This is a genomic window from Pseudomonas sp. GW823-FHT03E05, assembly GCF_058796855.1.
In genome coordinates this window covers 628,447-650,058 of sequence record NZ_JBXAJB010000003.1, presented here as the reverse complement: position 1 = coordinate 650,058, position 21,612 = coordinate 628,447, and the positions used below count along the sequence as shown (strand labels likewise).

Here is a 21,612-nt window from a genome sequence, read left to right as displayed (position 1 = left end):
CTCAGGCGTGCTCCGGGGCCAGGGCCAGCAGCGCGGCGCGGCTGCGTTCGAGGAAGTGTTCCTTGGTTTCGTCTTCTTCCAGGGTCAGGGGGGCGCCGAAACTGGTGGTGCACAGCAGCGGCAGGGGCAGGAAGCGGCCCTTGGGCATGACCCGGTTGAGGTTGGCGATCCACACCGGAATCACCTCAACCTGTGGATAACGTTTGGCCAGGTGGTAGATCCCGCTCTTGAACGGCAGCAGGCCGTCTTCGGGGTTGCGCGTGCCTTCCGGAAAGATGATCAGCGAGTCGCCGTTCTCCAGGGCATCGATCATGGGTTGCAGGGGGTTGTTATCCACAGCCTCCTTGCGCTCGCGGTCGATCAGCACGCCGTTGAACACCCGATTGATGATGTAGCGGCGCAGGTTGCTTTTCTGCCAGTAGTCGGCGCCGGCCACGGGCCGCGTCAGTTTGCGCAGGGCCGGCGGCAGGGAGGCCCAGAGCAGTACGAAGTCGCCGTGGCTGCTGTGGTTGGCGAAGTAGATCCGCTGCACCGCGCGCGGTGCCGAGCCCAGCCACAGGCTGCGGGCGCCGGTGATGCTGCGGGCGGCGGAGGTGATGAGATTGGCGACCAGGGGTTCGAACATGGGCATTCCTTATCCGGCAAAGGTCAGCCAGGGGCTGACCAGGATCACGCTCAGTATCACCAGCACTTGTGCTGCCAGCAGTAATGCCTGGCGGCGCAGCAGGCCCAGGGCCCCGCGGCTGCGTTGGTCCCAGGGCCGGCCGCCGCGCTGCGCGGGTTGCAGGCCGAGGGCGCTCAGGGCCTGGTCCAGGGCCTGGGTACTGTGTTCCAGGGTAGTTGGGGCGTCGGCCACGCGTTGAAACAGGTCGGCGTCGAAGGCTACCCGCAGCGCCAGGTACTTTTCCACAAGCCCCAGCAGCACCAGGGCCAGGCTGACCAGCAGCCCGCCCAGGGTGACGCTGGTCAGCAGGTACTGGCCCAGGCCATACAGCGCGCCGAGCAGGGTCAGGCCTGTGGATAACTGATCCAGGGCGCGGCCCCGGCGCAGCAGGCTGGCCACGCTGTAGAGCTGCATTTCAGTGGACATGGGCCGTTCTCCCGGCGCTGCTCAGGGCTTGCAGCGCCTGGCGGTGGGCGGGGTGCAGGACGATCTGCGGGCGGGCTCGCTGGATCTGCACGATGGCGGCATCCACCGTGGCTGCCCGGCCGCTGTGCAGCAGCCAGGCGGCAATCGCCGTGGCGCTGCGCGAATAACCCAGGGCGCAGCACACCAGCAGCGGCCCTTGCTGGCGCAGGCGTTCGATGGCGTGGGCGGCGGCCAGGCACTGCTCGGCACTGGGGGCGCACAGGTCCAGCACCGGCAGGCTCTGGTAGGCCCGCAGCCCGCGGCTGTCCAGGGACAGCTCGGCGCACAGGTCGAGCACGGCGTCGAACGGGCTGTCCTTGAGCTCGGCCGGTGTCGGCAGGCGCCCGAGCCAGACGTTATCCACAACCGGGTCCGGCTGTGGATGTTTTTTTGTCCACAGCCGCGAGTTGATCCAGGCCGCCGCCAGGTAAGGCGCCAGTAACCAGCGTGCAGCGGGGCTGAGGCTGCCGTCCTGGCGCTTCTGGAAACCCTCGGCACCCAGCAGGGCGTAGTTCAGGGCCACCAGCAACAGCGCCACGGCGGGCCAGATCAGCCACAGCGCGGCGCCGCCCCAGGCAAAGGCTGCCCCGGCGAACAGCGCCGCACCCAGGCCATAGCGCAGGGCCAGCTGGCGGCGCTTCGGGTCCTGGGCCGCACGGGCACTGAACAGCGGGCTGGGACGGTCCAGCGGCCATAGCCAGACACACAGCCAGCCGGCCAGGGCGCCTGTGGGTACATCGATGAAGTGGTGTTGATAAGTGCTCAGCACCGAGACCCCGATCAGCGCGAACCAGCCATGCACCAGCCAGCGCCAGAAGCCCTGGGTATGCCGTGCGTAGCAGACCCAGAGCACCACCAGCAGGGCGATGTGCAGCGACGGCGCCTGGTTGAAGGGCTTGTCGAAGCCGGCCAGCACCGCGAACAGCCAGCCGAAAACCCCGTCCAGTTCCGGCCGGGAGAAGGTAAAGCTCAGCGGCCAGAGCAGGAAGCAACTGACCGCGATCACCTGGGCGGTGAGCAGGCGCAGGGCGTGGCGCTTGAGCTCGTCACGGCTGCCTGGCAACAGCAGGGAGAAGCCGTAGAGCAGGTCGATGGACCAGTAGGGCACGATGGTCCAGGCCCAGAACGGCATGTGCCGTTCCCAGTCGAAGACCATGCTGCCGACGTCGTCGCGCTGGGCGGTGACCCAGGTGGCGAAGCCGTAGGTGCTGAAGAACAGCGGTGCCAGCAACAGCAGCCAGAGCACCGCGGGTTTCAGCAGGCCCGGCTCCCGGGCCGGCAAGGCGCCTGCGGCCATCATTGCACCCGTTGCGCCAGGGATACGCTGAAGATCCCCCATTCATCCACACGCATGGTGACCTTGCGAAAGCCGGCGGCCTCCACCAGTTGGTCCATCTCCGCCTGGGTGCGGCGGCGCATGACCCAGGCCTGGCCTTCGCGGTGGCTGGTCAGGGCGCGGGCGATCAGTTCCAGCTGCGGGTGCCACGGCTGGCCGGTGTACACCAGGTAGCCGCCGGGCTCCACGGCACTGGCCAGGCCCGCCAGGGAGCCGCCGACCATCTGGTTGTCGGCGAACAGCTCATAGAGCCCGGAGACCACCGCCAGGGTGGGTTTCGGGTCCAGGGCTGCGAGGTCCTCGCGGTCGAAGGCGTTGCCTTTGACGAAGCGGGCGATGTCCCCCAGGCCTTTCTCCTGGATCAGCGCACTGCCGTCGCGCACGTTGATATCGCTGTAATCGCGCAGCAGGATCGACTCCGGCAGCGGGCTGACCCCTTGCAGGGCTTCGAGGATGTAGCGGCCGTGGCCGGCGGCGATATCGACGATGCGCACTTCGCTGTTTTGCTCACGGAGTTTTTCCATGGCCAGGCGCAGCAGTTCTTCCACATGCAGCTTGCGCTGGCGGATGCCGCGCCAGCCGATGGAGTTCAGGTAGTTCTGGTCGATCATCCGGCCCAGTGCGGAATGCCCGGTGGGGCGGTTGCGGTAGACGTAGTCCAGGGTGCTGCCGGAGTCGAAACCGGTGTCGAAGCCCAGCTTGACCCCCGCCGACAGCTGGCTGCCCAGGCGCATGCTGGCACGGGTGGCGCGCCAGTACAGGTCGCGCAGGGAATTGTGCGGCAGCGGCGCGGCCAGGGCTTCGGACTCGGCGCAGGTAACGCCCAGGCGGTCGGCGTCCAGCAGGGCAGGGCGGTTCAGCGGGCGCTCGAAATTCTGCAGGATGAAGCGACGGATGCTGGCCATGGCCGGCGCCCGGTTCTTTTCCCCCAGGGTGTCGTGGAAGAAGCCCGGGAGGATGTGCTTTTCCTTGTGCAGGCTGCCCAGGCGCTCGAAGAACTGCTCCTGGGGCTTGCGATGCACCACGAAGTCGGAGCCGGAGATCAGCAACTGGGTCGGCACCTGGATCGCCTGGGCGTCGGCTACCACCCGGTCTGCCGCTTCATACAGGCCCAGCAGTACATTCACCGAGATCGCCTTGGTGATCAGCGGGTCGCTGTCATAGCTGCGGACCCGCTCCGGGTCGTGGCTCAGGAAGCGCGCCTTGACGTAGCTGTTGACGAAGAAGTTGCCACGAAAGCGCCGCATCAGGGCCAGGCCGGGCCGGGCGAAGGGCACGTACAGCTTGACCTTGAACGCCGGCGAGGCCAGCACCAGGGAGCGGATGCGCGGCGCGTAGTCGTGGACCCAGGTGGACGCGATCACCGCGCCCACGCTCTGGGCCACCACGGCGATGTTTTCCTCGGCGATCCCATGAGCGCTGCCCAGGTGATCACAGAAGGTCTGCACGTCGCGCACGCTGGTAGCGAAGCTCGGGCTGTCGCCACGGGCGCCCGGCGACTGGCCATGGCCACGGGCATCCCAGGCGAAGAAATCGAACTGGGGCAGGTTCAGCTCTTCCACCAGGTGGGCAATGCGCCCGGAGTGTTCGTGACCGCGGTGGAACAGCATCACCGCTTGCCGCGGTTCGCCAGGGGCCACTTCAGTGGCTGGCCAGTGGCGGTAGAACAGTTCGACACCGTCATGGGTTCGGAACGTCTGGTGTTGAGCGTCGCGCATAGCCATTTCCTTATGCAGAGGGAGCATTGTGCTGAACTTCTTTGAGGCCCTGGCGGACCCGATTGATCAGGGTGTAGACCAGCAGTGCGGCGACCAGTGCCAGCACGCCGTTTATCCACAGGGCGCTGAGCCAGCCCAGGGCGATACCGGTGGCCAGCACGCCGAGGATGAAGGCGCGGTCGCTCTTGCCCATGGGCCCGTCGTAGCGCCGCGAGGCCCCGACCATGGGCCCGAGCACCCCGGCGTATTCACTGAACAGCGCCAGCAGGGTCACGGCCAGCACCAGCAGCAGGCTGGCCCCGGGCAACAGGGCGAAAGGCAGGATCAGGGCGCTGTCGGCGACCACGTCGCAGAGTTCGTTGAGGTAGGCCCCCAGGCGCGATTGCTGGCCGAATTCCCGCGCCAGCATGCCGTCGATGGCATTGAGCGCCATGCGCAGGATCATCCACAGGGGAATCAGGGCGAACAGCCAGGCATGGCCGGGGAACAGGGCGATGACGGTGCCGACCAGGACCGAGATGACGGCGGCCAGGACAGTGATCTGGTTGGCCGTGGTGCCGTTGTCGTACAGGCGCTGCACCAACGGCCGCAGCAGGTTCTGAAAGCGCGGTTTGAGCTGGTAAATCGAGAGCATGATGGGACGGTTCCTTGTCGCACGCGGTGAGCAGGGCTGGATTATTGCCTTAAATGCCAGGGGGCTGACATCAGAAGTTTTGTCATGAGCAAACAGCTGTCTCTGTGTCTACGACGTACGCAATAGATGAAAAGGCATGGCGGGGGACAAAAATTTCACTCGGCTCGTTATATAGTAACGAATTGTTTCGAATTTCTTCGGTCCGTGGGTTTATCCACAGGGCCGGACCAGAGCGGCGGGGTGGTATGCAAGTCGATCTTGAGGCGCAAGGTGGCAAGGTGGCTGCCTTGCCACGGTTTCAGCAGGCGGCGTCCCATGCGGCGCGTTTGCAGCGCTGGGGCGCCGCTTTGCTGGGCCTGGCGGTGCTGGGGCTGGTGGCGGCGGTGTTTGTCGATCTGTTTGCGGCGCTGACCATCTGGCCGGCACTGCTGGTGAACCTTTCGTGTGCCTTGCTGGTGGTGGTGGCCGGGCTGCAATCGGCGTGCTGGGTCAGCCGCTGGCGCGAAGAGGTGATCGCCCCGGCGCCGGTTGTCACGCCCGAGGCCACGGAGGATCGGCAGCCACAGGGCCGGCTGGCGGCTGCCCTGACCCTGCGCGGGCGGCGCCTGTTGCAGCAGATCGGCGCGCCTACCCTGTGGCTTGGTGGCTGGTCGCTGCTGATCCTGTATAGCGTGGTGCAGGTGTTCAACCTGTCGTTGCCCGCCACCGCCCTGGGCCTGGGTGCCAGCGTGGTGGCGGTGCTGGCTCTGCTGCTGGCGTTTGCCCTGCTGGTGCTGGAACGCCAACTGGCCCAGGAGCACCCAGGGGAATGGCCGGAAGCCGGCGCCCTGGCGCAGCTGCTGCGGGTGGCGATTATCTGTTTGCTGGTGAGCGCCCTGTGCCTGTTGTTCAGCAGCGACACGGCCTTGTGGCCAGTACGGCTGGCGGTGCTGACGGGGCTGCTGCCGGCATTGTTGGCCGGCGAGTTGTTGTTGCGCGCGGTGCTGTCGCTGTTCAGCCCACAGCGCGAACAGCTGGAGCCACGGCTTCTGGCCCACAGTTTTGTTGCCGACATGCTGCGTTGGCCGCCCCAACCCCTGCTCAGCCTGCAGCATGAATTGCACAACCGTTTTGGCATCGATCTGCGGCAGATCTGGGCCTTCGCCTATATGCGCCGGGCCTTTGTACCGGTATTGCTGGTGGTGTTGGCGGTAGGTTGGCTGTTGACCGGCGTTCATGAACTTTCCATGCAAAATCGCGGTATTTACGAGCGTTTCGGCAAGCCGGTACAGGTCTTTGGCCCGGGCCTGCATCTGGGCCTGCCCTGGCCCCTGGGGCGGGTACTGACGGTGGAAAACGGCGTGGTCCATGAACTGGCCACCAGCGTGGGCGAAAGCTCGCAGCCGTTTCAAGCGGCCCCTGCCGAAGGCCCGGCCCCCGCCATTGCCAACCGCCTGTGGGATGCCAGCCACGTGAATGACAAATCCCAGGTGATCGCCAGCGGCAATGCCCAGCAACAGAGTTTTCAGATCGTCAACATGGACGTGCGCTTCGTCTACCGCATCGGCCTGGGCGACGCTGCGGCGCTGGCCGCCACTTACAACAGCAGCGATGTGCCGACGCTGATCCGCAGCACCGCCAGCCGCGTGCTGGTGCACGACTTTGCCTCGCGCACCCTCGACGGCCTGCTGGGCCAGGACCGCACCGGGCTGGCCGATGACATCGGCAGGGCCGTGCAGGGCGATCTGGATCGGCTCGACAGCGGGGTGGAGATTCTCGCCACGGTAGTCGAAGCCATCCATCCACCGGCTGGCGCGGCCAATGCCTACCACGGTGTGCAAGCGGCGCAGATTGGCGCCCAGGCGCTGATTTCCCGGGAACGTGGAGCGGCTGCCGAGCAGACCAACCAGGCGCAGTTGCAAGCCAGCGTGGCCCGCGACCAGGCCCAGGCCGATGCGCGCGAAGTGCAGGCGGCGGCCCAGGCTGCCGACCTGCGCTTTGCCGCCGAACAGAAAGCCTTCGCCAGTGCGGGGCAGGCCTTCGTCCTCGAGCAGTACCTGAGCCAGCTGAGCCAGGGCCTGAGCCAGGCCAAGCTGCTGATTCTTGATCATCGTCTGGGGGGCGACAGCGCGCCGACCCTCGACCTGCGTACGTTCACCTTGCCGGCCGACCCTTCGGCGCCGCGTAAAGCCGCTCAGCCAGGAGCCGTCCATTGAGCCAGTCCTCCCATTCCCACGATCACGCCGGCCACGACCACGGGCACGGCCATCACCACCATCACGGGCATCACCACCATCATCATGGGGCGCCGGCCGAGGCCGGGCCTTTCCCCTGGCGGCGCATGGGCTGGGCCGTGCTACTGGTGCTGTTTGCCGTGGCCGCGGCGAGCCTGGTGCAAGTGCGCTCCGGCGAAGCCACGGTAATCACCCGCTTCGGCAACCCGGCGCGGGTGCTGCTGGAGCCGGGCCTGAACTGGTGCTGGCCGGCACCCTTTGAAGCGGCGATCCCGGTGGACCTGCGCCTGCGCACCACGTCCAGTGGCTTGCAGGATGTGGGCACCCGCGACGGTTTGCGGATTATCGTCCAGGCCTACGTGGCCTGGCGGGTCCAGGGCGACGCGGACAATGTGCAGCGTTTCATGCGGGCGGTGCAGAACCAGCCGGACGAAGCGGCGCGGCAGATCCGCACCTTTGTCGGTTCGGCCCTGGAAACCACCGCCAGCAGCTTCGATCTGGCCAACCTGGTGAACACCGATGCCAGCCAGGTGCGCATCGCTGATTTCGAAGCGCAACTGCGCCAGCAGATCGAACAGCAATTGCTTTCCACTTATGGAGTGCGAGTGGTGCAGGTGGGAGTGGAGCGTCTGACCCTGCCCTCGGTGACCCTGACCGCCACCGTGGACCGCATGCGCGCCGAGCGTGAAACCATCGCCACGGAACGCACCGCCATCGGCAAGCGCGAAGCGGCGCAAATCCGCTCTGGCGCCGAACGCGATGCGCGGATCGTCCAGGCCGATGCCACGGTGAAGGCCGCGGATATCGAGGCGCAATCCCGGGTTGAAGCGGCGCAGATTTATGGCCGCGCCTACGCCAGTTCCCCGCAGCTGTACAACTTGCTGCGTTCACTGGACACCCTGGGTACTGTGGTGACTCCGGGCACCAAGTTGATCCTGCGCACCGACGCGGCGCCTTTCCGGGTGCTGGTGGATGGCCCGCCAAACCTGCCGGGCAAAGCCGCTGGTTCGCAACCATGAATAAGGTTCCACGTGGAACAAATGAGTTGAGCAGCCCGTGGATCCAGGCCGGGCGTCTGGCATTCATCGCCTTGTACGGGGTGACAGTACTGGCGGCGCTGGCCTGGGCCTTCTCCAATGTGCGGCAGATCGACCCGCAGAACCGGGCCATGGTCTTGCACTTTGGCAAATTGGAAAGGGTGCAGAGTGCCGGATTGCTCTTGGCCTGGCCCCAGCCTTTTGAGCAGGTGGTGCTGCTGCCCGCCGCCGACCGGGTACTGGAGCGGCGGGTGGAGGGTTTGCTGCGTTCCGAGGCGGCTCTGGAAGGGGACCGGGTTGCCACCCTGGCCACGCCTTTGAACGACACCCTGGCCGGGTCCGGTTACCTGCTGACTGGCGATGCCGGTGTGGTACAGCTGGACGTGCGGGTGTTCTACAAGGTCAGCGATCCCTACGCCTATGTGCTCCAGGCTGACCACGTGCTGCCGGCCCTGGATCGGCTGGTGACCCGCAGTGCCGTGGCCCTGACCGCCGCCCGTGACCTGGACACCATCCTGGTGGCGCGCCCGGAACTGATCGGCAGCGACAACCAGGCCGCCGAGCGTCGTGAGCGGCTGCGGGGCGATCTGCTGCAAAGCATCAACCAGCGCCTGGCGCAGTTGACCACCAGCGGCCAGGGCATTGGCGTCGAGGCAACGCGGGTGGATGTGCAATCGAGCCTGCCCGGCCCGGCGGTCAGCGCCTTCAACGCGGTGCTCACTGCCAGTCAGCAAGCCGACAAGGCGGTCGCCAACGCCCGCACCGAAGCGGAAAAACTGACCCAGGGCGCCAACCAGCAGGCGGACCGCAGCTTGCAAGTGGCCCATGCCCAGGCCAGCGAACGGCTGGCCCTGGCCCGGGCCCAGACTGCCACGGTGCAGAGCCTGGCCCAGGCGCAGCGCAACGGCACCGACCCGGAAATGCTGCTGCGTATCTACCGTGAACGCCTGCCGAAGATTCTCGGGCAGGCCGGTTCGGTGACCACGGTCAATCCCCAAGACGATTCACGCCTGATCATTCAGGGAGCCGAACAATGACTGCCACCACCCATGCCGCGCCCCCCGCCAGCATGCTGACCTCGGCCGAGCAACGCAGCGCCGCCCGCCAGCTGACCCTGGCTATGCTCGCCCTGGGGCTTCTGGCCCTTGGCCTGGTCTGGCGTTGGCTGGCCCCAGGCCAGGTGGGCGTCAGCCAGTTGCTGTTGGGTGTCGCCTCGCTGCTGGTGGCGGTGCCGGTGATGCGCTCGGCCTGGTTCAGCCTGCGTTACCCGAGCCTGCACGGCATTACCGACCAACTGATCGCCCTGGCGATGCTCGGCGCCTGGGCCACTGGCGACCTGCTGACCGCGGCCCTGTTGCCGATCATCATGATCTTCGGCCACGTACTGGAAGAGCGCAGTGTGATCGGCTCCCAGGAAGCCATCGACGCCCTGGGCCGCTTGACCCGCAGCCTGGCGCGACAGGTACGGGCCGATGGCAGCGTCGTGGAAGTGGACAACGCCAGCCTCAAGGCCGGCGACCTGGTGGAAGTACGCGCCGGCGATCGGGTGCCCGCCGATGGTCTGGTGGTGTCCGGCCAGGCGAGCCTGGATACCGCGCCGATCACTGGCGAATCGGTCCCCCTGGAAGCGGTTCAGGGCATGCAGATATTTGGCGGCGCAATCAATCTCGATGGGCTGTTGCGTGTGCAGGTCACCCGTACCGGCGAGGAGTCGACCTTGGGCAAGGTGATTGCCCTGATGCAAAGCGCCGAGCGCGCCAAGCCGCCCATCACCCGTTTGCTGGAGCGCTATGCCGGCAGTTACATGGTGCTGGTGTTGCTGTTGGCGGCGGTGACCTGGTTCATCACCAACGATGCCCAAGCCATGCTCGCGGTGCTGGTGGCGGCCTGTCCCTGCGCGTTGGTGCTGTCGGCGCCGGCCACCGCCATCGCCGGGATCGCTGTGGCCGCGCGCCACGGCATCCTGATTCGCAGTTCGGCCTTTCTCGAGGAGCTGGCGGACCTGACCTCCCTGGTCGTGGACAAGACCGGCACCCTGACGTACGGCACCTTGCGTTTGCAGGCCATCGACAGCCCCCGGGAAGACCAGCGAAGCCTGCTCACTCTGGCCGCCAGCCTCGGCTCGGCCAGCAGCCACCCGGTCAGCCGGGCCCTGGCAGGGCTGGTGCCCCAGGAAGAGCAATGGCCACTGGGGGACATTCATGAACGCCAGGGCCTGGGGGTGGTGGCCCGTACCGAGGAGGGCGAAGCGGCCCTTGGCCGCCCGGAGCTGTTCCGCCAGTTGGGTATCGACACCAGCCCGGTGCCGGGGCACGACGGGCCGATTGCCGGCCTGGCGCTTGATGGCGAATTTCTCGGTTGGCTGTTGCTGGCCGACAGCGTCAAACCCGAGGCCCGGCATGCCCTGGGCGAGTTGCGCGAACTGGGGTTGGGCCGGCAGTTGCTGCTCACCGGCGACCGCCAGAGTGTGGCCGACAGCCTGGCGCTGGAAGTGGGAATCGCCGACGTCGAGGCCCAGGCCCTGCCGCAAGACAAGCTTGAGCGGGTACTGGAGGAGATCGACAAGGGCTTCCGGCCGATGGTGGTCGGCGACGGCATCAACGACTCCCTGGCTCTCAAGGCCGGGGTGGTGGGGGTGGCCATGGGCGCCGGTGGTGCGGACATCGCCCTGGCTTCGGCGGATGTGGTGCTGATCGGCAGCGACCTGCGACGCCTGGGCACCTGCGTGCGCCTGAGCCGTGAATGCCGGCGGACCTTGCAGGTCAACGTGATCATCGGCCTGGGCTGGACCCTGGCCATCGTCGCCTTTGCCGCGTTCGGCTGGCTGGGGGCGGCGGGGGCGATGATCGCTGCGGTGCTGCACAACCTGAGCACCTTGCTGGTGCTGGGCAATGCCGGTCGCCTGCTGCGTTTCCAGGAGCCGCTGTTGAAGCTGTAGACGCCGCCGCGCAGTTTTTTTCATCCCGGCTGTAACGCCGGGATGCTTCCTCTCTCTAGTGCTATGACGGGATTGCACAAGCACCCGCCGATCCCCTGCGACTATTGAGGAAACAAAAATGAACATGAAGAAAACCGCCGCCGGCGCTGCCCTGGCCTTTGCTGCCGCCACTCTGTTTGCCGGTGTCGTGACTCAAGCGTCTGCTGCCGATGCCCAGGTGCACTGCTACGGCGTCAACGCCTGCAAAGGGCAGAACGACTGCAAGACCAAGGACCACGCCTGCAAGGGCATGGGCGCCTGCAAAGGCCAGGGCTTCAAGGCCATGACCCAGGCCGCGTGTGACAAAGCAGGCGGAAAAGTCGGCGAGTAAGCGGCGTTCGAGTGCTGCCGCAGTGGGGTTGGCAACCACTGCGGCCACTTGGCAAGGAGTTGGCGATGTCTGAATTTTCTTCCAGCCTGGGCTATGGCCTGGGTTTGCGCAGTGCCTACTACCAGCAGATTCTCGACGAGGCGCCCAACGTCGACTGGTTTGAAGTGGTGTCCGAGAACTTCATGGTGCAGGGCGGCAAGGCGCTGTATTACCTGGATGCGATTGCCGAGCGCTACCCCATCGTGATGCACGGGGTGTCGCTGTCCATCGGCGGCCCCCATGCCCTGGACCGGGATTACCTGCTGCGGCTCAGGCAACTGGCCAGCCGGGCAAACCCGGCGTGGATCTCCGATCACCTGTGCTGGAGCCGGGGCAACGCCCATCAACTGCACGACCTGCTGCCGCTGCCCTACACCGAGGAGAGCCTGCACTACGTGGCAGGGCGAGTGCGTCAGGTGCAGGACATTCTGGAGCGCCCCCTGGTGCTGGAGAACGTCTCCAGTTATGTGCGGGCGGCGGCCGACGAGTTCAGCGAGTGGGAGTTTCTCGCCGCCTTGAGCCAGCTCAGCGGCTGCGAACTGCTGCTGGATGTGAACAACGTCTACGTCAGTTCGCGCAACCATGGTTTCGATCCCTGGCACTTCATCCAGGCGCTGCCGGCGCAGCGCGTGCGACAACTGCATCTGGCCGGGCATCAGGATTATGGCGACTACGTGATCGACACCCACGACCACCCGGTCTGCGATCCCGTCTGGGCGCTGTATCAACGCACCCTTGAACACCTGGGGCCGGTGGCCACCTTGCTGGAGCGCGACGATCATTTTCCGCCCCTGGAAGAGCTGCTCAGCGAACTGCACAAGGCCCGAGATCTCGGGCAACAGACCCTGGCCGGGAGGCAGCAATGCGCCTGAACGACTGGCAACTGGCTTTTGAAGCCTATCTGTTGGGTGAACAGGCCCAGGCCCGCGCCGTCCTGCAAGACAGCCTGATCGGTGGCCCGACCCTGGATGTCGAGACCGGCCTGGCGATCTATCACAACGCCTACATGGCCCGGTTGCAGGAGGTCATGGGCAGCGACTTCCCGGCCATCCGGCACTGGTTGGGGGATGCAGAATTCCAGGCCCTGACGCAGGCCTACATTCGCCAGTGCCCGTCCCGGCATTTCAGCCTGCGCTGGCTGGGGCAGGGCTTTGCCGAATTCATCCTGGGCCATCTGGTGCCGGAGCAGGGCGCCCCCCTGGCGGAACTGGCGCGTCTGGAGTGGGCCTTCACCCTGGCCTTCGACGCAGCCGAAGCCCAAGTGCTGACGGTGGCGGCCATGGCCGGGCTGGATGTCGAGCAATGGCCGCAGCTGCAACTGCGCCTGGCGCCCTGTGTGCAATGGCTCGACTGCCGCTACAACAGCGTGGCCCAGTGGCGTGCGGTCAAGGAGCAGGCGGATTTCCCCCGCAGTGCTTTACTCGATCAGCAGCAGCTGTGCCTGGTCTGGCGAGCGGACCGGGTCTGCCGTTATCGCAGCCTGCCAGCCGAAGAGGCCACAGCGCTGCGGGGCATGATCGAGCAACGGTGGAATTTTGCGGAACTCTGCGCCGGGCTGGCCGTCACTTATGCCGAGGGGGCCCCGCTGCAGGCGGTTACCTGGTTGAAACAGTGGGTCGAAGATGGCCTGGTGATGCGCAGCGAATCATAGAAAACCACTATCAAATCGATAGCCTGCTATTTTCTAGGATGGTCTACCCTCATTTCAGACGTCTGAAACAAGGGGGGATTTTCCATGCTCGCGCAACTTCCACCGGCCTTACAGAATCTGCATTTGCCTTTACGCCTGCGGCTCTGGGACGGCCATGAATTCAATCTGGGGCCGGATCCCAACGTCACGATCGTGGTCAAGGACCCGCAATTGGTGGCGCAGCTGACTCACCCTAGCCTGGACGCCTTGGGGGGCGCCTTTGTCGAGGGCAAACTGGAACTGGAAGGTTCCATCAGCGAAGTCATCCGGGTCTGCGACGAACTGAGCCAGGCCTTGCTCGACGATGACGACGGCAACCAGCCGGTGCGCTCGCTGCACGACAAGGCGACCGACGCTGCCGCGATTTCCTATCACTACGACCTTTCCAACGCCTTCTACCAACTGTGGCTCGACAGCGACATGGCCTATTCCTGCGCCTATTTCGAGACCGGAAGCGAGTCTCTGGAACAGGCCCAGCAAGCCAAATTCCGCCATCTGTGCCGCAAGCTGCGCCTGCAACCGGGGGACTACCTGCTGGATGTCGGGTGCGGCTGGGGCGGGCTGGCCCGCTACGCCGCCCGTGAGTTCGGCGCCAAGGTGTTCGGCATCACCTTGAGCAAGGAACAGCTGGCCCTGGCCCGCGAGCGAGTGACCGCCGAAGGCCTGGACGACCTGGTGGACCTGCAACTGCTGGATTACCGCGACCTGCCCCAGGATGGCCGCTTCGACAAGGTGGTCAGTGTCGGCATGTTCGAGCACGTCGGCCACGCCAACTTGCCGGAGTACTGCCAGACCCTGTTCAGGGCCGTGCGCGAGGGCGGGTTGGTGATGAACCACGGCATCACCGCCAAGCACACCGACGGCCGCCCGGTAGGCCGCGGGGCCGGGGACTTCATCGAGCGCTATGTGTTTCCCAATGGCGAGCTGCCGCACCTGGCAATGATCTCGGCGTTCATCAGCGAGGCGGGGCTGGAAATTGTCGATGTCGAGAGCCTGCGCATGCATTACGCGCGGACACTGGATCACTGGAGCGAACGCCTGGAAGACAATCTGGAAGCCGCCGCCAGGCAGGTTCCGGAGCAGGCGCTACGGATCTGGCGGCTGTACCTGGCGGGCTGCGCCTATGCCTTTGCCAAGGGCTGGATCAACCTGCACCAGATCCTTGCGGTCAAGCCCCATGCCGATGGCAGCCATGAACTGCCCTGGACCCGGGATGACCTCTACCATCCATAAGCCTGGCCCTTAAAGGATCGGAGAAATCAGCCGCGCGACCCGCATGCCCAGTTGTTGCAGGCGGTGGGTCTGGCGGCTTTCTTCCTTGGCGATTTCCCGGGCCTTGGCGAAGTCGGCTTCCAGCATGTGTTCCACTTCGGTGGCGAAGTCGTCGTCCACCGTCAGCAGCATCACTTCGAAATTCAGGCGGAACGAACGGTTGTCCAGGTTGGCGCTGCCAATGGCGCTGATTTCGTTGTCGATCAGCACCACCTTCTGGTGCAGGAAGCCCGGCTGATAGCGGAATACCCGCACCCCGGCGCGCACCGCTTCGAAGGCGTACAGGCTGGAGGCGGCATAGACGATGCGGTGGTCCGGGCGGGCGGGCAGCAGGATGCGCACATCCACGTCCCGCAGCACCGCCAGGCGCAGGGCAGCGAACACCGCCTCATCGGGAATGAAGTACGGGCTGGTGATCCACACCCGCTCGGTGGCCGCGTGGATGGCCTCGACAAAGAACAGCGAGCAGGTTTCGTAGGCATCGGCCGGGCCGCTGGCCAGCAGTTGGCAGAGCACGCCGTCGTCCGGGTAGGTGTCCGGGAGGATCAGCGGCGGCAGTTCCCGGGCGGCCCAGAACCAGTCTTCGGCAAAGGACTCCTGCAGGCAGGCCACCACCGGGCCGCTGACCTGCACGTGGGTATCACGCCAGGGCGCCAGGGGCGGCTTCTTGCCCAGGTATTCGTCGCCGACGTTATGCCCGCCGACGAACCCCAGCATGCCGTCCACCACCACGATCTTGCGGTGATTGCGGAAGTTCACCTGGAAGCGGTTGAGCCAGCCACTGCGGGTGGCGAAGGCGTGCACCTGGACCCCGGCGTCGCGCAGGGTCTGTACGTAGCTGGCGGGCAGGGAGTGGCTGCCGATGCGGTCGTAGAGCAGGTGGATTGACACGCCCTCGGCGGCCTTTTCCAGCAGCAGGCGTTGCAGGCGCCGGCCCAGGTCATCGTCGTGGATGATGAAGAACTGGATCAGCACCGCCTTGTGGGAGCGGCGGATGGCGTTGAAGATCGCTTCGAAGGTGGCGTCGCCGTTGACCAGAAGGCGCACCTGATTGTTGGCCAGGCACGGCATGCGCCCCAGCTTGGGCATGGCCCGCAGCGAGGCGTAGGCCTTGGAGGCGCGGGCGGTGAGGGCTTCTTCCACCCAGGGACGCCAGTTCAGCTCATTGATGGCCTTGTGCATTTCCACGTTGGCCTGACGCCGGGCCTGGATATAGGCGTCGAAGGTACTGCGACCAAACACCAGGTAGGGAATCAGGGTCAGGTAGGGCATGAACAGCAGCGACAGGGCCCAGGCGATGGCGCCCTGGGCGGTCCTGACGGTGAGTACCGCGTGGATCGCGGCGATCAACCCGAGAAAATGCAGCAGTGCGATGAGATAGCCGAAGATGTGCGGGCCAAAATAATCCATGGGGCAGCCTTGCTCCTGAAGATTCAATGCCTAACAGACCATGTTCCACGGTGAATGTCGCTATTTTATTCTGCATGCAACACCGTGCCCCGGCTGAAGTCTAACGGCCACTATTGTCTAGGAGTCATTCGATGAAACTTCGTTTACTGGGTTGGGCCTTGGCGGCGGGGTTGGCGCTTCCGGTGGTGGCGCAGGCGCAGATGCTGCAGCCGGGGTTGTGGGAGCTGACCAGCAGCAACATGAAGATCGACGACCAGAACATGCCGGACCTGTCGCTGATCCTCGGCCAGTTGCAGCAGCAGATGACCCCGCAACAGCGGGCGATGCTGGAGAAGCAGGGTGTGACCATGGGCGGCAAGGGGATTCGGGTGTGCCTGACACCGGCCCAGGTGCAGTCGGACACCATCCCGCTGCAGGACCCGCAGTCGGGTTGCCAGCAGCAGGTGACCGAACGCAGTGGCAATCAATGGAAGTTCCGCTTCAGTTGCCCCAAGGCCCAGGGCAATGGAGTGGCCACGTTCATCAGCGATCGTGAGTTCACCACCAACGTGGCCGGCACCTTCAACGCCACCGGCCTGCAGCAGAAGGGCAGCATGGACACCCGCGCCGTGTGGCTGGGCCAGGACTGCGGCACGGTCAAACCCCGCGCCTCCTGACTTTTGGCTGACGCTGACGCTGCCCGTGCCCCGGGCAGCGCCTAGCGCATCCGGGCCAGGGCCTGCTCCAGGCTCAGGCGGCCCAGGTCTTCGCCATTTCGGCTGCGCAGGCTGACGTAGCCTCCGGCCTTTTCCTTTTCCCCGACCACTAGCAGGTAAGGCACTTTCTGCAGGCTGTGTTCGCGAATCTTGTAGCCGATCTTTTCGTTGCGCAGGTCGGCGCTGGCCCGCAGCCCGTGACGGCGCAAGCTGTCGCTGATGGCCCGGGCGTAGTCGGCCTGGGCTTCGCTGATGTTCAGCACCACCGCTTGTTGCGGTGCCAGCCACAGGGGCAGGGCGCCGCCATGGTGTTCCAGGAGAATGCCGATAAAGCGTTCCAGGGAACCAAACAGCGCCCGGTGCAGCATCACCGGCTGGCAGCGTTCGCCGCGCTCGTCGATGTAGCTGATGGCGAAGCGCTCGGGCAGGTTGAGGTCCACCTGCAGGGTGCCGCACTGCCAGTCGCGACCGATGGCGTCGCGCAGCACGAACTCCAGCTTGGGGCCGTAGAAGGCACCTTCCCCGGGGTTGATCCGGTAGTCGATGTGCATGCTCTGCAAGGCACCGACCAGGGCCTCTTCCAGCTGGTCCCAGACCTCATCGCTGCCGATGCGGTGGTCGGGGCGGGTCGAGAGCTTCACCGCCACCTGGTCGAAACCGAACTCCTTGTAGATGTCGTATACCAGGGCAATGGTGGCGGCGCATTCGCTTTGCATCTGTTGCGGGGTGCAGAAGATGTGGGCGTCGTCCTGGGTGAAATGGCGCACTCGCAACAGGCCGTGCAGGGCCCCTGAAGGTTCGTAGCGGTGGACTTTGCCGAACTCGGCGATGCGCAGTGGCAGGTCGCGGTAACTCTTGCGGCCATGACCGAAGATCGCCACCGCGCCGGGGCAGTTCATCGGCTTGAGGGCGAAGGTGCGCTGGTCTTGCGTGGTGGTGGTGAACATGTGGTCGCGGTAGTTCTGCCAGTGCCCGGAGGTTTCCCAGAGGCCGCGGTCCATCACGTCGGGGGTGTTCACTTCCTGGTAGCCGGCCTGTTCCTGGCGCCTGCGCATGTAGCCGATCAGTTCCTGGAACAGGGTCCAGCCCTTGGCGTGCCAGAACACCGAGCCCGGCGCGCAGTCGTCGAAATGGAACAGATCCAGCTGCTGGCCGAGCTTGCGGTGGTCGCGCTGTTGCGCCTGTTCCAGGCGCAACAGGTAGGCCTCCAGTTCCGGGCGGGTGCCCCAGCAGGTGCCGTAGATCCGCTGCAGCGGTGCGTTGCGGGCGTCGCCACGCCAGTAGGCACCGGCCACCTTGGTCAGCTTGAAGGCGCGCAGTTGGCCAGTGGAACGCAGGTGTGGCCCACGGCACAAATCTTCGAAATCCCCCTGACGGTACAGCGAAAGCACGGCATCTGGCGGCAAGTCGCGGATCAGCTCGACCTTGTAGTGCTCGCCCTGGTCGGCGAAATGCTGCAGGGCCTGCTCCCGGGACAATTCCCGGCGGCGCACCGAATGATTGGTGGCGGCCAGGCTATGCATGCGCGCCTCGATCAGTTCCAGGTCCTCTGGGGTGAAGGGGCGCTCGTGGGCGAAGTCGTAGAAGAAGCCATCCTCGATCACCGGGCCGATGGCCACCTGCGCCGAAGGGAACAGCTGTTTCACCGCCATCGCCAGCAGGTGCGCGCAGGAGTGGCGCAGTACTTCCAGGCCCTCGGGGTCGCGGGCGGTGACGATGCTCAAGCGGGCGTCGCTGTGCAACAGGTAGTCACAGTCCACCAGTTGGCCGTTCACTCGCCCGGCCACGGCGGCCTTGGCCAGGCCGCTGCCGATGCTGGCGGCCACCTCGAAAACGGACAACGGCTGGTCGTACTCACGCCACGCGCCATCAGGCAGGGTGATGCGGATCATCTTCGGTGGTCCTTGGTGTCGGGCTATTAACGGGTGAAGCGCAGGGGCAGGCCCTGACAGTCGTGGTACAGGCGGCCCTGGTGCCAAGCGAGCTGGCCCGACACCAGGGTGCTGCTGACGCTGTGGCGAAAGCGCTGGCCGGCAAAGGGCGTCCAGCCGCAGTGGGCGAGGATCGGCTGGCTGTCCACGGCCAGGCCTGTGGGCTCGGCGCGGACCAGCACCAGGTCGGCCCAGTAGCCTTCGCGCAGGTAGCCGCGATCGGGAATGGCGAACAGGTCGGCGACTCGGTGGCTGGTTTTTTCCACCAGGGTGGCCAGGGGCAGCACCCGGTCGGCCACCAGTTCCAGCAGCGCTGGCAATGCATGCTGCACCAGCGGCAGGCCGGAGGGCGCGCGGCTGTAAGGCAGCTGTTTCTGCTCCCAGGTATGGGGCGCGTGGTCGGTGCCGATGACATCCAGGCGCTGGCTGTTCAGGGCCTGGCGCAGGGCATCGCGATCGGCCTGGGTCTTGATCGCCGGGTTGCATTTGATCAGGTGGCCGAGGCGCGAGTAGTCGCGGTCATCGAACAGCAGGTGATGCACGCAGACCTCGGCGGTGATGCGCTTTTGCGCCAGGGGCCGGTCCTCGAACAGCGTCAGCTCCCGGGCGCTGGTCAGGTGCAGTACGTGCAGGCGAGTGCCGTGTTTCTTCGCCAGTTCCACCGCCAGGGATGAGGAGCGAAAGCAGACCTCGGCATCGCGGATGTGCGGGTGGGCGGCGGCGGGAATCTGCTCGCCATAGAGTTGCAGCCAGCGCTGTTGCCGGGCCTGGATGCTGGGGGTGTGTTCGCAGTGGGCCAGGAGCAGGGTCGGCACCTGGCGGAACAGCCGGTCCAGCACCTCGGGATCGTCCACCAGCATGTTGCCGGTGGAGGCCCCCATGAACACCTTGACCCCGGCCACCTCCGTGGGGTCCAGGGCGGCGACGAGGTCGAGGTTGTCGTTGCTGACCCCGAAGTGAAAGCCATAGTTGGCCACCGAAACGCTCGCTGCGCGGCGCTTCTTGTCGTTCAGGGCGGCAAGATCCAGGGTCGCCGGCGAGGTGTTGGGCATGTCCATGAAGCTGGTGATGCCACCGGCCACCGCCGCCCGCGACTCGCTGTACAGGCTGCCCTTGTCCGGCGCGCCGGGGTCGCGAAAGTGCACCTGGTCGTCGATCATGCCCGGCAGCAGCCACTGGCCGCGGGCGTCGATTTCGATCTCGGCGCTGAGGTGGTCCAGACTGCCGATGGTGTCGATGCGCCCGTGCGCCACCAGCACGTCGGCGTCGAATTCGCGCCCTTCGTTCACCAGGCGGGCGTTGCGGATGAGGATTCGGCTCATGCTCAAAACTCGTTCTGCAGGGCCTTGTAGCCACGCACCAGGTCGACGTTGGTGCGCGCCACGTCTTCGGAAAACTCCGAAGCGCTGACACTCACGGGAGGGAACTGCGCCAGGTCGGTCTTGGGCCCGATGCGGGTGGTGGAGGGCACGTAGAAACCCGGCGGCAGGTCGCGGCCATCCACCACGGAGTTGTGTCGAACCACGCTGCCGTCGCCCACTTCGCAGTTGAACAGCACGCTGTTGAAACCGATGAACACTCGGTCGCCGACCACGCAGGGGCCATGGACGATGGAGCGGTGGGCGATGGAAGTGTGCTGGCCGATGGTCACCGCCGCGCCGGATTTGGAGTGGATCACCACGCCATCCTGGATGTTCGAGTTGGCGCCGATGGTGATGGCTTGCATCTGGCCGCTGGCGTCCACTTCGTCGGCGCGGATCACCGCGTAGGGGCCGACGAAGACGTTGTCGCCGATCACCACCTTGCCGCAGATGATGGCCGTCTTGTCGACGTAGGCGGATTCGGCGATCACGGGCAGATCGCCGGAGGGGTTTTTACGAATCATGGCGCGAGTCCTTCAAGGGGGAACTGATGACTTCCACCGCGCCATCGCGAATGGCGTTGTAGAAACAGTTGGGGCGCCCGGTGTGGCAGGCCGGTCCTTGCTGATCCACTAGCAGCAGCACGGCATCGCCGTCGCAGTCCAGGCGCGCTTCGATCAGGCGCTGGCGATGCCCGGAGCTTTCGCCCTTGCGCCACAGGCACCGACGCGAGCGCGACCAGTAGCAGGCCTGGCCGCTGGCCAGGGTTTCGCCCAGGGCCTGGCGGTTCATCCAGGCCAGCATCAGTACCTCGCCACTGTCGTGCTGCTGGGCAATGGCGGCGATCAGGCCGTCGCTGTTCCAGGGCAGGGCGTCGAGCACTGCGGTCAAGGCCCAGCGGCTGCCCTGGGGCGCGGCTTCCAGATCCAGCAGCGACAGCGGTGGGCGGCGGATCATGGTCGGCTCAGGGCCTGGTACAGGGTGTCGAGGTTGTACTCGAACAGGCCGGTGAAGGTACTGGCCGGACCGCTGGCCGAGAGCGCATCGGAGTACAGGATGCCGCCGATATGGGCGCCGCTTTCGTCGGCGATCTGCTTGAGCAGGCGGGCGTCCTTGATGTTCTCCATGAACACTGCCTTGACCTTGGCGTTGCGGATCTGGGTAATCAGCGCAGCCACTTCGGCGGCGGAAGGTTCACGCTCGGTGGACAGGCCCTGGGGCGCCATGAAGTCGATACCGTAGGCCTGGCCCAGGTAGCCGAAGGCGTCGTGGGAGGTGACGATCTTGCGGTTGCCCGGGGGCAGGGAACCGAGCTTGGCCTTGGCCTCGGCCAGCAGGCGATAGATCTGTTTCAGGTAGGCCTGGCTGTTGCGCTGGTAGTCGGCCTGGTGGGCCGGGTCGGCAGCGATCAGCGCCTTGGTGATGTTGCTCACATAGAGCTCGCTGTTGGCCAGGTTGTGCCAGGCATGAGGGTCGGGAACGCTTTCGCCGTCTTCCTCCAGGGTGCGTGGAATAACCCCGCGGCTGGCAGTGACGACCTGGGCCTGGGTGGCGGTGCTGGCCACCAGGCGGTCCAGCCAGGGTTCGAAACCCAGGCCATTCTTGATGATCAGCCGGGCCTTGAGCAGGGCCTTGGCGTCATCCGGGCTCGGCTCGTAGGTGTGGGCATCCTCGTCGGCACCCACCAGGTTGGTGATGTGCACATGCTCACCGCCGACCTGGCGGGTCATGTCGGCGAGGATGCTGAAGCTGGTGACCACCGCCAGCTTGTCCGCCGCCTGGGCAGTAGGCAGCGACAAGGGCAACAGCAGGCTGAACAGCACGAGTAGAGCGCGCATC

At 65.7% G+C, this 21,612-nt stretch carries 20 protein-coding genes; 9 read left to right on the top strand and 11 right to left on the bottom strand.

The window, feature by feature from the left end; genetic code table 11:
• Position 1: 1 nt before the first annotated feature.
• From AC1RCO_RS15985 to AC1RCO_RS15965, 5 genes are read right to left on the bottom strand one after another with little or no spacing between them, the layout of a single operon-like run.
• Entirely contained in the window at positions 2 to 625 is a 624-nt protein-coding gene (locus AC1RCO_RS15985) for a lysophospholipid acyltransferase family protein (RefSeq protein WP_011064364.1), read from the bottom strand.
• A 9-nt stretch (positions 626 to 634) separates the two neighbouring features.
• Complete coding sequence (locus AC1RCO_RS15980) at positions 635 to 1,090, bottom strand: hypothetical protein (protein WP_015637562.1); 456 nt, start codon at positions 1,088 to 1,090, stop codon at positions 635 to 637.
• Positions 1,080 to 2,426, bottom strand: coding sequence for a phosphatase PAP2/dual specificity phosphatase family protein (locus tag AC1RCO_RS15975; RefSeq protein ID WP_492617860.1), 1,347 nt, complete (start codon positions 2,424 to 2,426; stop codon positions 1,080 to 1,082). Before AC1RCO_RS15975 ends, AC1RCO_RS15980 begins: the two co-directional genes overlap by 11 nt.
• Positions 2,426 to 4,183 (bottom strand): bifunctional alpha/beta hydrolase/class I SAM-dependent methyltransferase, encoded by a 1,758-nt coding sequence (locus AC1RCO_RS15970; RefSeq protein ID WP_011064361.1) that lies wholly within the window; start codon positions 4,181 to 4,183, stop codon positions 2,426 to 2,428. Before AC1RCO_RS15970 ends, AC1RCO_RS15975 begins: the two co-directional genes overlap by 1 nt.
• 10 nt (positions 4,184 to 4,193) lie before the next feature.
• Positions 4,194 to 4,817 (bottom strand): CDP-alcohol phosphatidyltransferase family protein, encoded by a 624-nt coding sequence (locus AC1RCO_RS15965; RefSeq protein WP_011064360.1) that lies wholly within the window; start codon positions 4,815 to 4,817, stop codon positions 4,194 to 4,196.
• 245 nt (positions 4,818 to 5,062) lie between these two features.
• On the opposite strand from AC1RCO_RS15965, the gene hflK (AC1RCO_RS15960) reads away from it, so the two are divergent.
• The 8 genes from hflK (AC1RCO_RS15960) (at position 5,063) to cfaB (ending at position 14,337) form a co-directional block, all read left to right on the top strand.
• Entirely contained in the window at positions 5,063 to 7,012 is a 1,950-nt protein-coding gene (gene hflK, locus AC1RCO_RS15960; RefSeq protein ID WP_492617859.1) for a protease modulator HflK, read from the top strand.
• The gene (gene hflC, locus AC1RCO_RS15955; protein ID WP_065364989.1) at positions 7,009 to 8,049 is read left to right on the top strand and encodes a protease modulator HflC; all 1,041 of its coding nucleotides are present in this window, start codon (positions 7,009 to 7,011) and stop codon (positions 8,047 to 8,049) included. Before hflK (AC1RCO_RS15960) ends, hflC begins: the two co-directional genes overlap by 4 nt.
• Positions 8,046 to 9,104: a protease modulator HflK gene (gene hflK / locus AC1RCO_RS15950; RefSeq protein ID WP_065364990.1), complete on the top strand. Its 1,059-nt coding sequence runs from the start codon at positions 8,046 to 8,048 to the stop codon at positions 9,102 to 9,104. The genes hflC and hflK (AC1RCO_RS15950) overlap by 4 nt, the downstream gene beginning before the upstream one ends.
• Positions 9,101 to 11,005 (top strand): cation-translocating P-type ATPase, encoded by a 1,905-nt coding sequence (locus AC1RCO_RS15945; RefSeq protein ID WP_015637557.1) that lies wholly within the window; start codon positions 9,101 to 9,103, stop codon positions 11,003 to 11,005. Before hflK (AC1RCO_RS15950) ends, AC1RCO_RS15945 begins: the two co-directional genes overlap by 4 nt.
• Before the next feature lie 118 nt (positions 11,006 to 11,123).
• The gene (bufA2, locus tag AC1RCO_RS15940) at positions 11,124 to 11,375 is read left to right on the top strand and encodes a BufA2 family periplasmic bufferin-type metallophore (RefSeq protein WP_011064355.1); all 252 of its coding nucleotides are present in this window, start codon (positions 11,124 to 11,126) and stop codon (positions 11,373 to 11,375) included.
• A 65-nt stretch (positions 11,376 to 11,440) separates the two neighbouring features.
• Entirely contained in the window at positions 11,441 to 12,286 is an 846-nt protein-coding gene (bufB, locus tag AC1RCO_RS15935; RefSeq protein WP_125062489.1) for an MNIO family bufferin maturase, read from the top strand.
• Positions 12,277 to 13,065: an HvfC/BufC N-terminal domain-containing protein gene (locus AC1RCO_RS15930; protein ID WP_262214158.1), complete on the top strand. Its 789-nt coding sequence runs from the start codon at positions 12,277 to 12,279 to the stop codon at positions 13,063 to 13,065. The genes bufB and AC1RCO_RS15930 overlap by 10 nt, the downstream gene beginning before the upstream one ends.
• An 84-nt stretch (positions 13,066 to 13,149) precedes the next feature.
• Positions 13,150 to 14,337 (top strand): C17 cyclopropane fatty acid synthase CfaB, encoded by a 1,188-nt coding sequence (gene cfaB / locus AC1RCO_RS15925; RefSeq protein WP_015637554.1) that lies wholly within the window; start codon positions 13,150 to 13,152, stop codon positions 14,335 to 14,337.
• Positions 14,338 to 14,346: 9 nt separating this feature from the next.
• Here the strand turns inward: cfaB and cls are convergent, their stop codons facing one another.
• Positions 14,347 to 15,786 carry a cardiolipin synthase gene (cls, locus tag AC1RCO_RS15920; RefSeq protein ID WP_011064351.1) on the bottom strand — a complete coding sequence of 480 codons (1,440 nt, stop codon included), beginning with the start codon at positions 15,784 to 15,786 and terminating at the stop codon, positions 14,347 to 14,349.
• Between the two features lie 131 nt (positions 15,787 to 15,917).
• Here cls and AC1RCO_RS15915 point away from each other — a divergent pair, with 131 nt between their 5' ends.
• Positions 15,918 to 16,442 carry a DUF3617 domain-containing protein gene (locus tag AC1RCO_RS15915; protein WP_011064350.1) on the top strand — a complete coding sequence of 175 codons (525 nt, stop codon included), beginning with the start codon at positions 15,918 to 15,920 and terminating at the stop codon, positions 16,440 to 16,442.
• Between the two features lie 41 nt (positions 16,443 to 16,483).
• Here the strand turns inward: AC1RCO_RS15915 and thrS are convergent, their stop codons facing one another.
• From thrS to AC1RCO_RS15890, 5 genes are read right to left on the bottom strand one after another with little or no spacing between them, the layout of a single operon-like run.
• Positions 16,484 to 18,373 carry a threonine--tRNA ligase gene (gene thrS, locus AC1RCO_RS15910; RefSeq protein WP_492617858.1) on the bottom strand — a complete coding sequence of 630 codons (1,890 nt, stop codon included), beginning with the start codon at positions 18,371 to 18,373 and terminating at the stop codon, positions 16,484 to 16,486.
• 26 nt (positions 18,374 to 18,399) lie between these two features.
• On the bottom strand, positions 18,400 to 19,734 hold the full coding sequence (locus AC1RCO_RS15905) for a dihydroorotase (RefSeq protein ID WP_492617857.1): 1,335 nt from the start codon (positions 19,732 to 19,734) through the stop codon (positions 18,400 to 18,402).
• A gap of 2 nt (positions 19,735 to 19,736) precedes the next feature.
• Entirely contained in the window at positions 19,737 to 20,297 is a 561-nt protein-coding gene (locus AC1RCO_RS15900; protein WP_011064347.1) for a gamma carbonic anhydrase family protein, read from the bottom strand.
• On the bottom strand, positions 20,287 to 20,730 hold the full coding sequence (hisI, locus tag AC1RCO_RS15895) for a phosphoribosyl-AMP cyclohydrolase (RefSeq protein WP_019093405.1): 444 nt from the start codon (positions 20,728 to 20,730) through the stop codon (positions 20,287 to 20,289). Before hisI ends, AC1RCO_RS15900 begins: the two co-directional genes overlap by 11 nt.
• Entirely contained in the window at positions 20,727 to 21,611 is an 885-nt protein-coding gene (locus AC1RCO_RS15890) for a metal ABC transporter substrate-binding protein (RefSeq protein WP_346625159.1), read from the bottom strand. Before AC1RCO_RS15890 ends, hisI begins: the two co-directional genes overlap by 4 nt.
• Position 21,612: the final 1 nt, after the last annotated feature.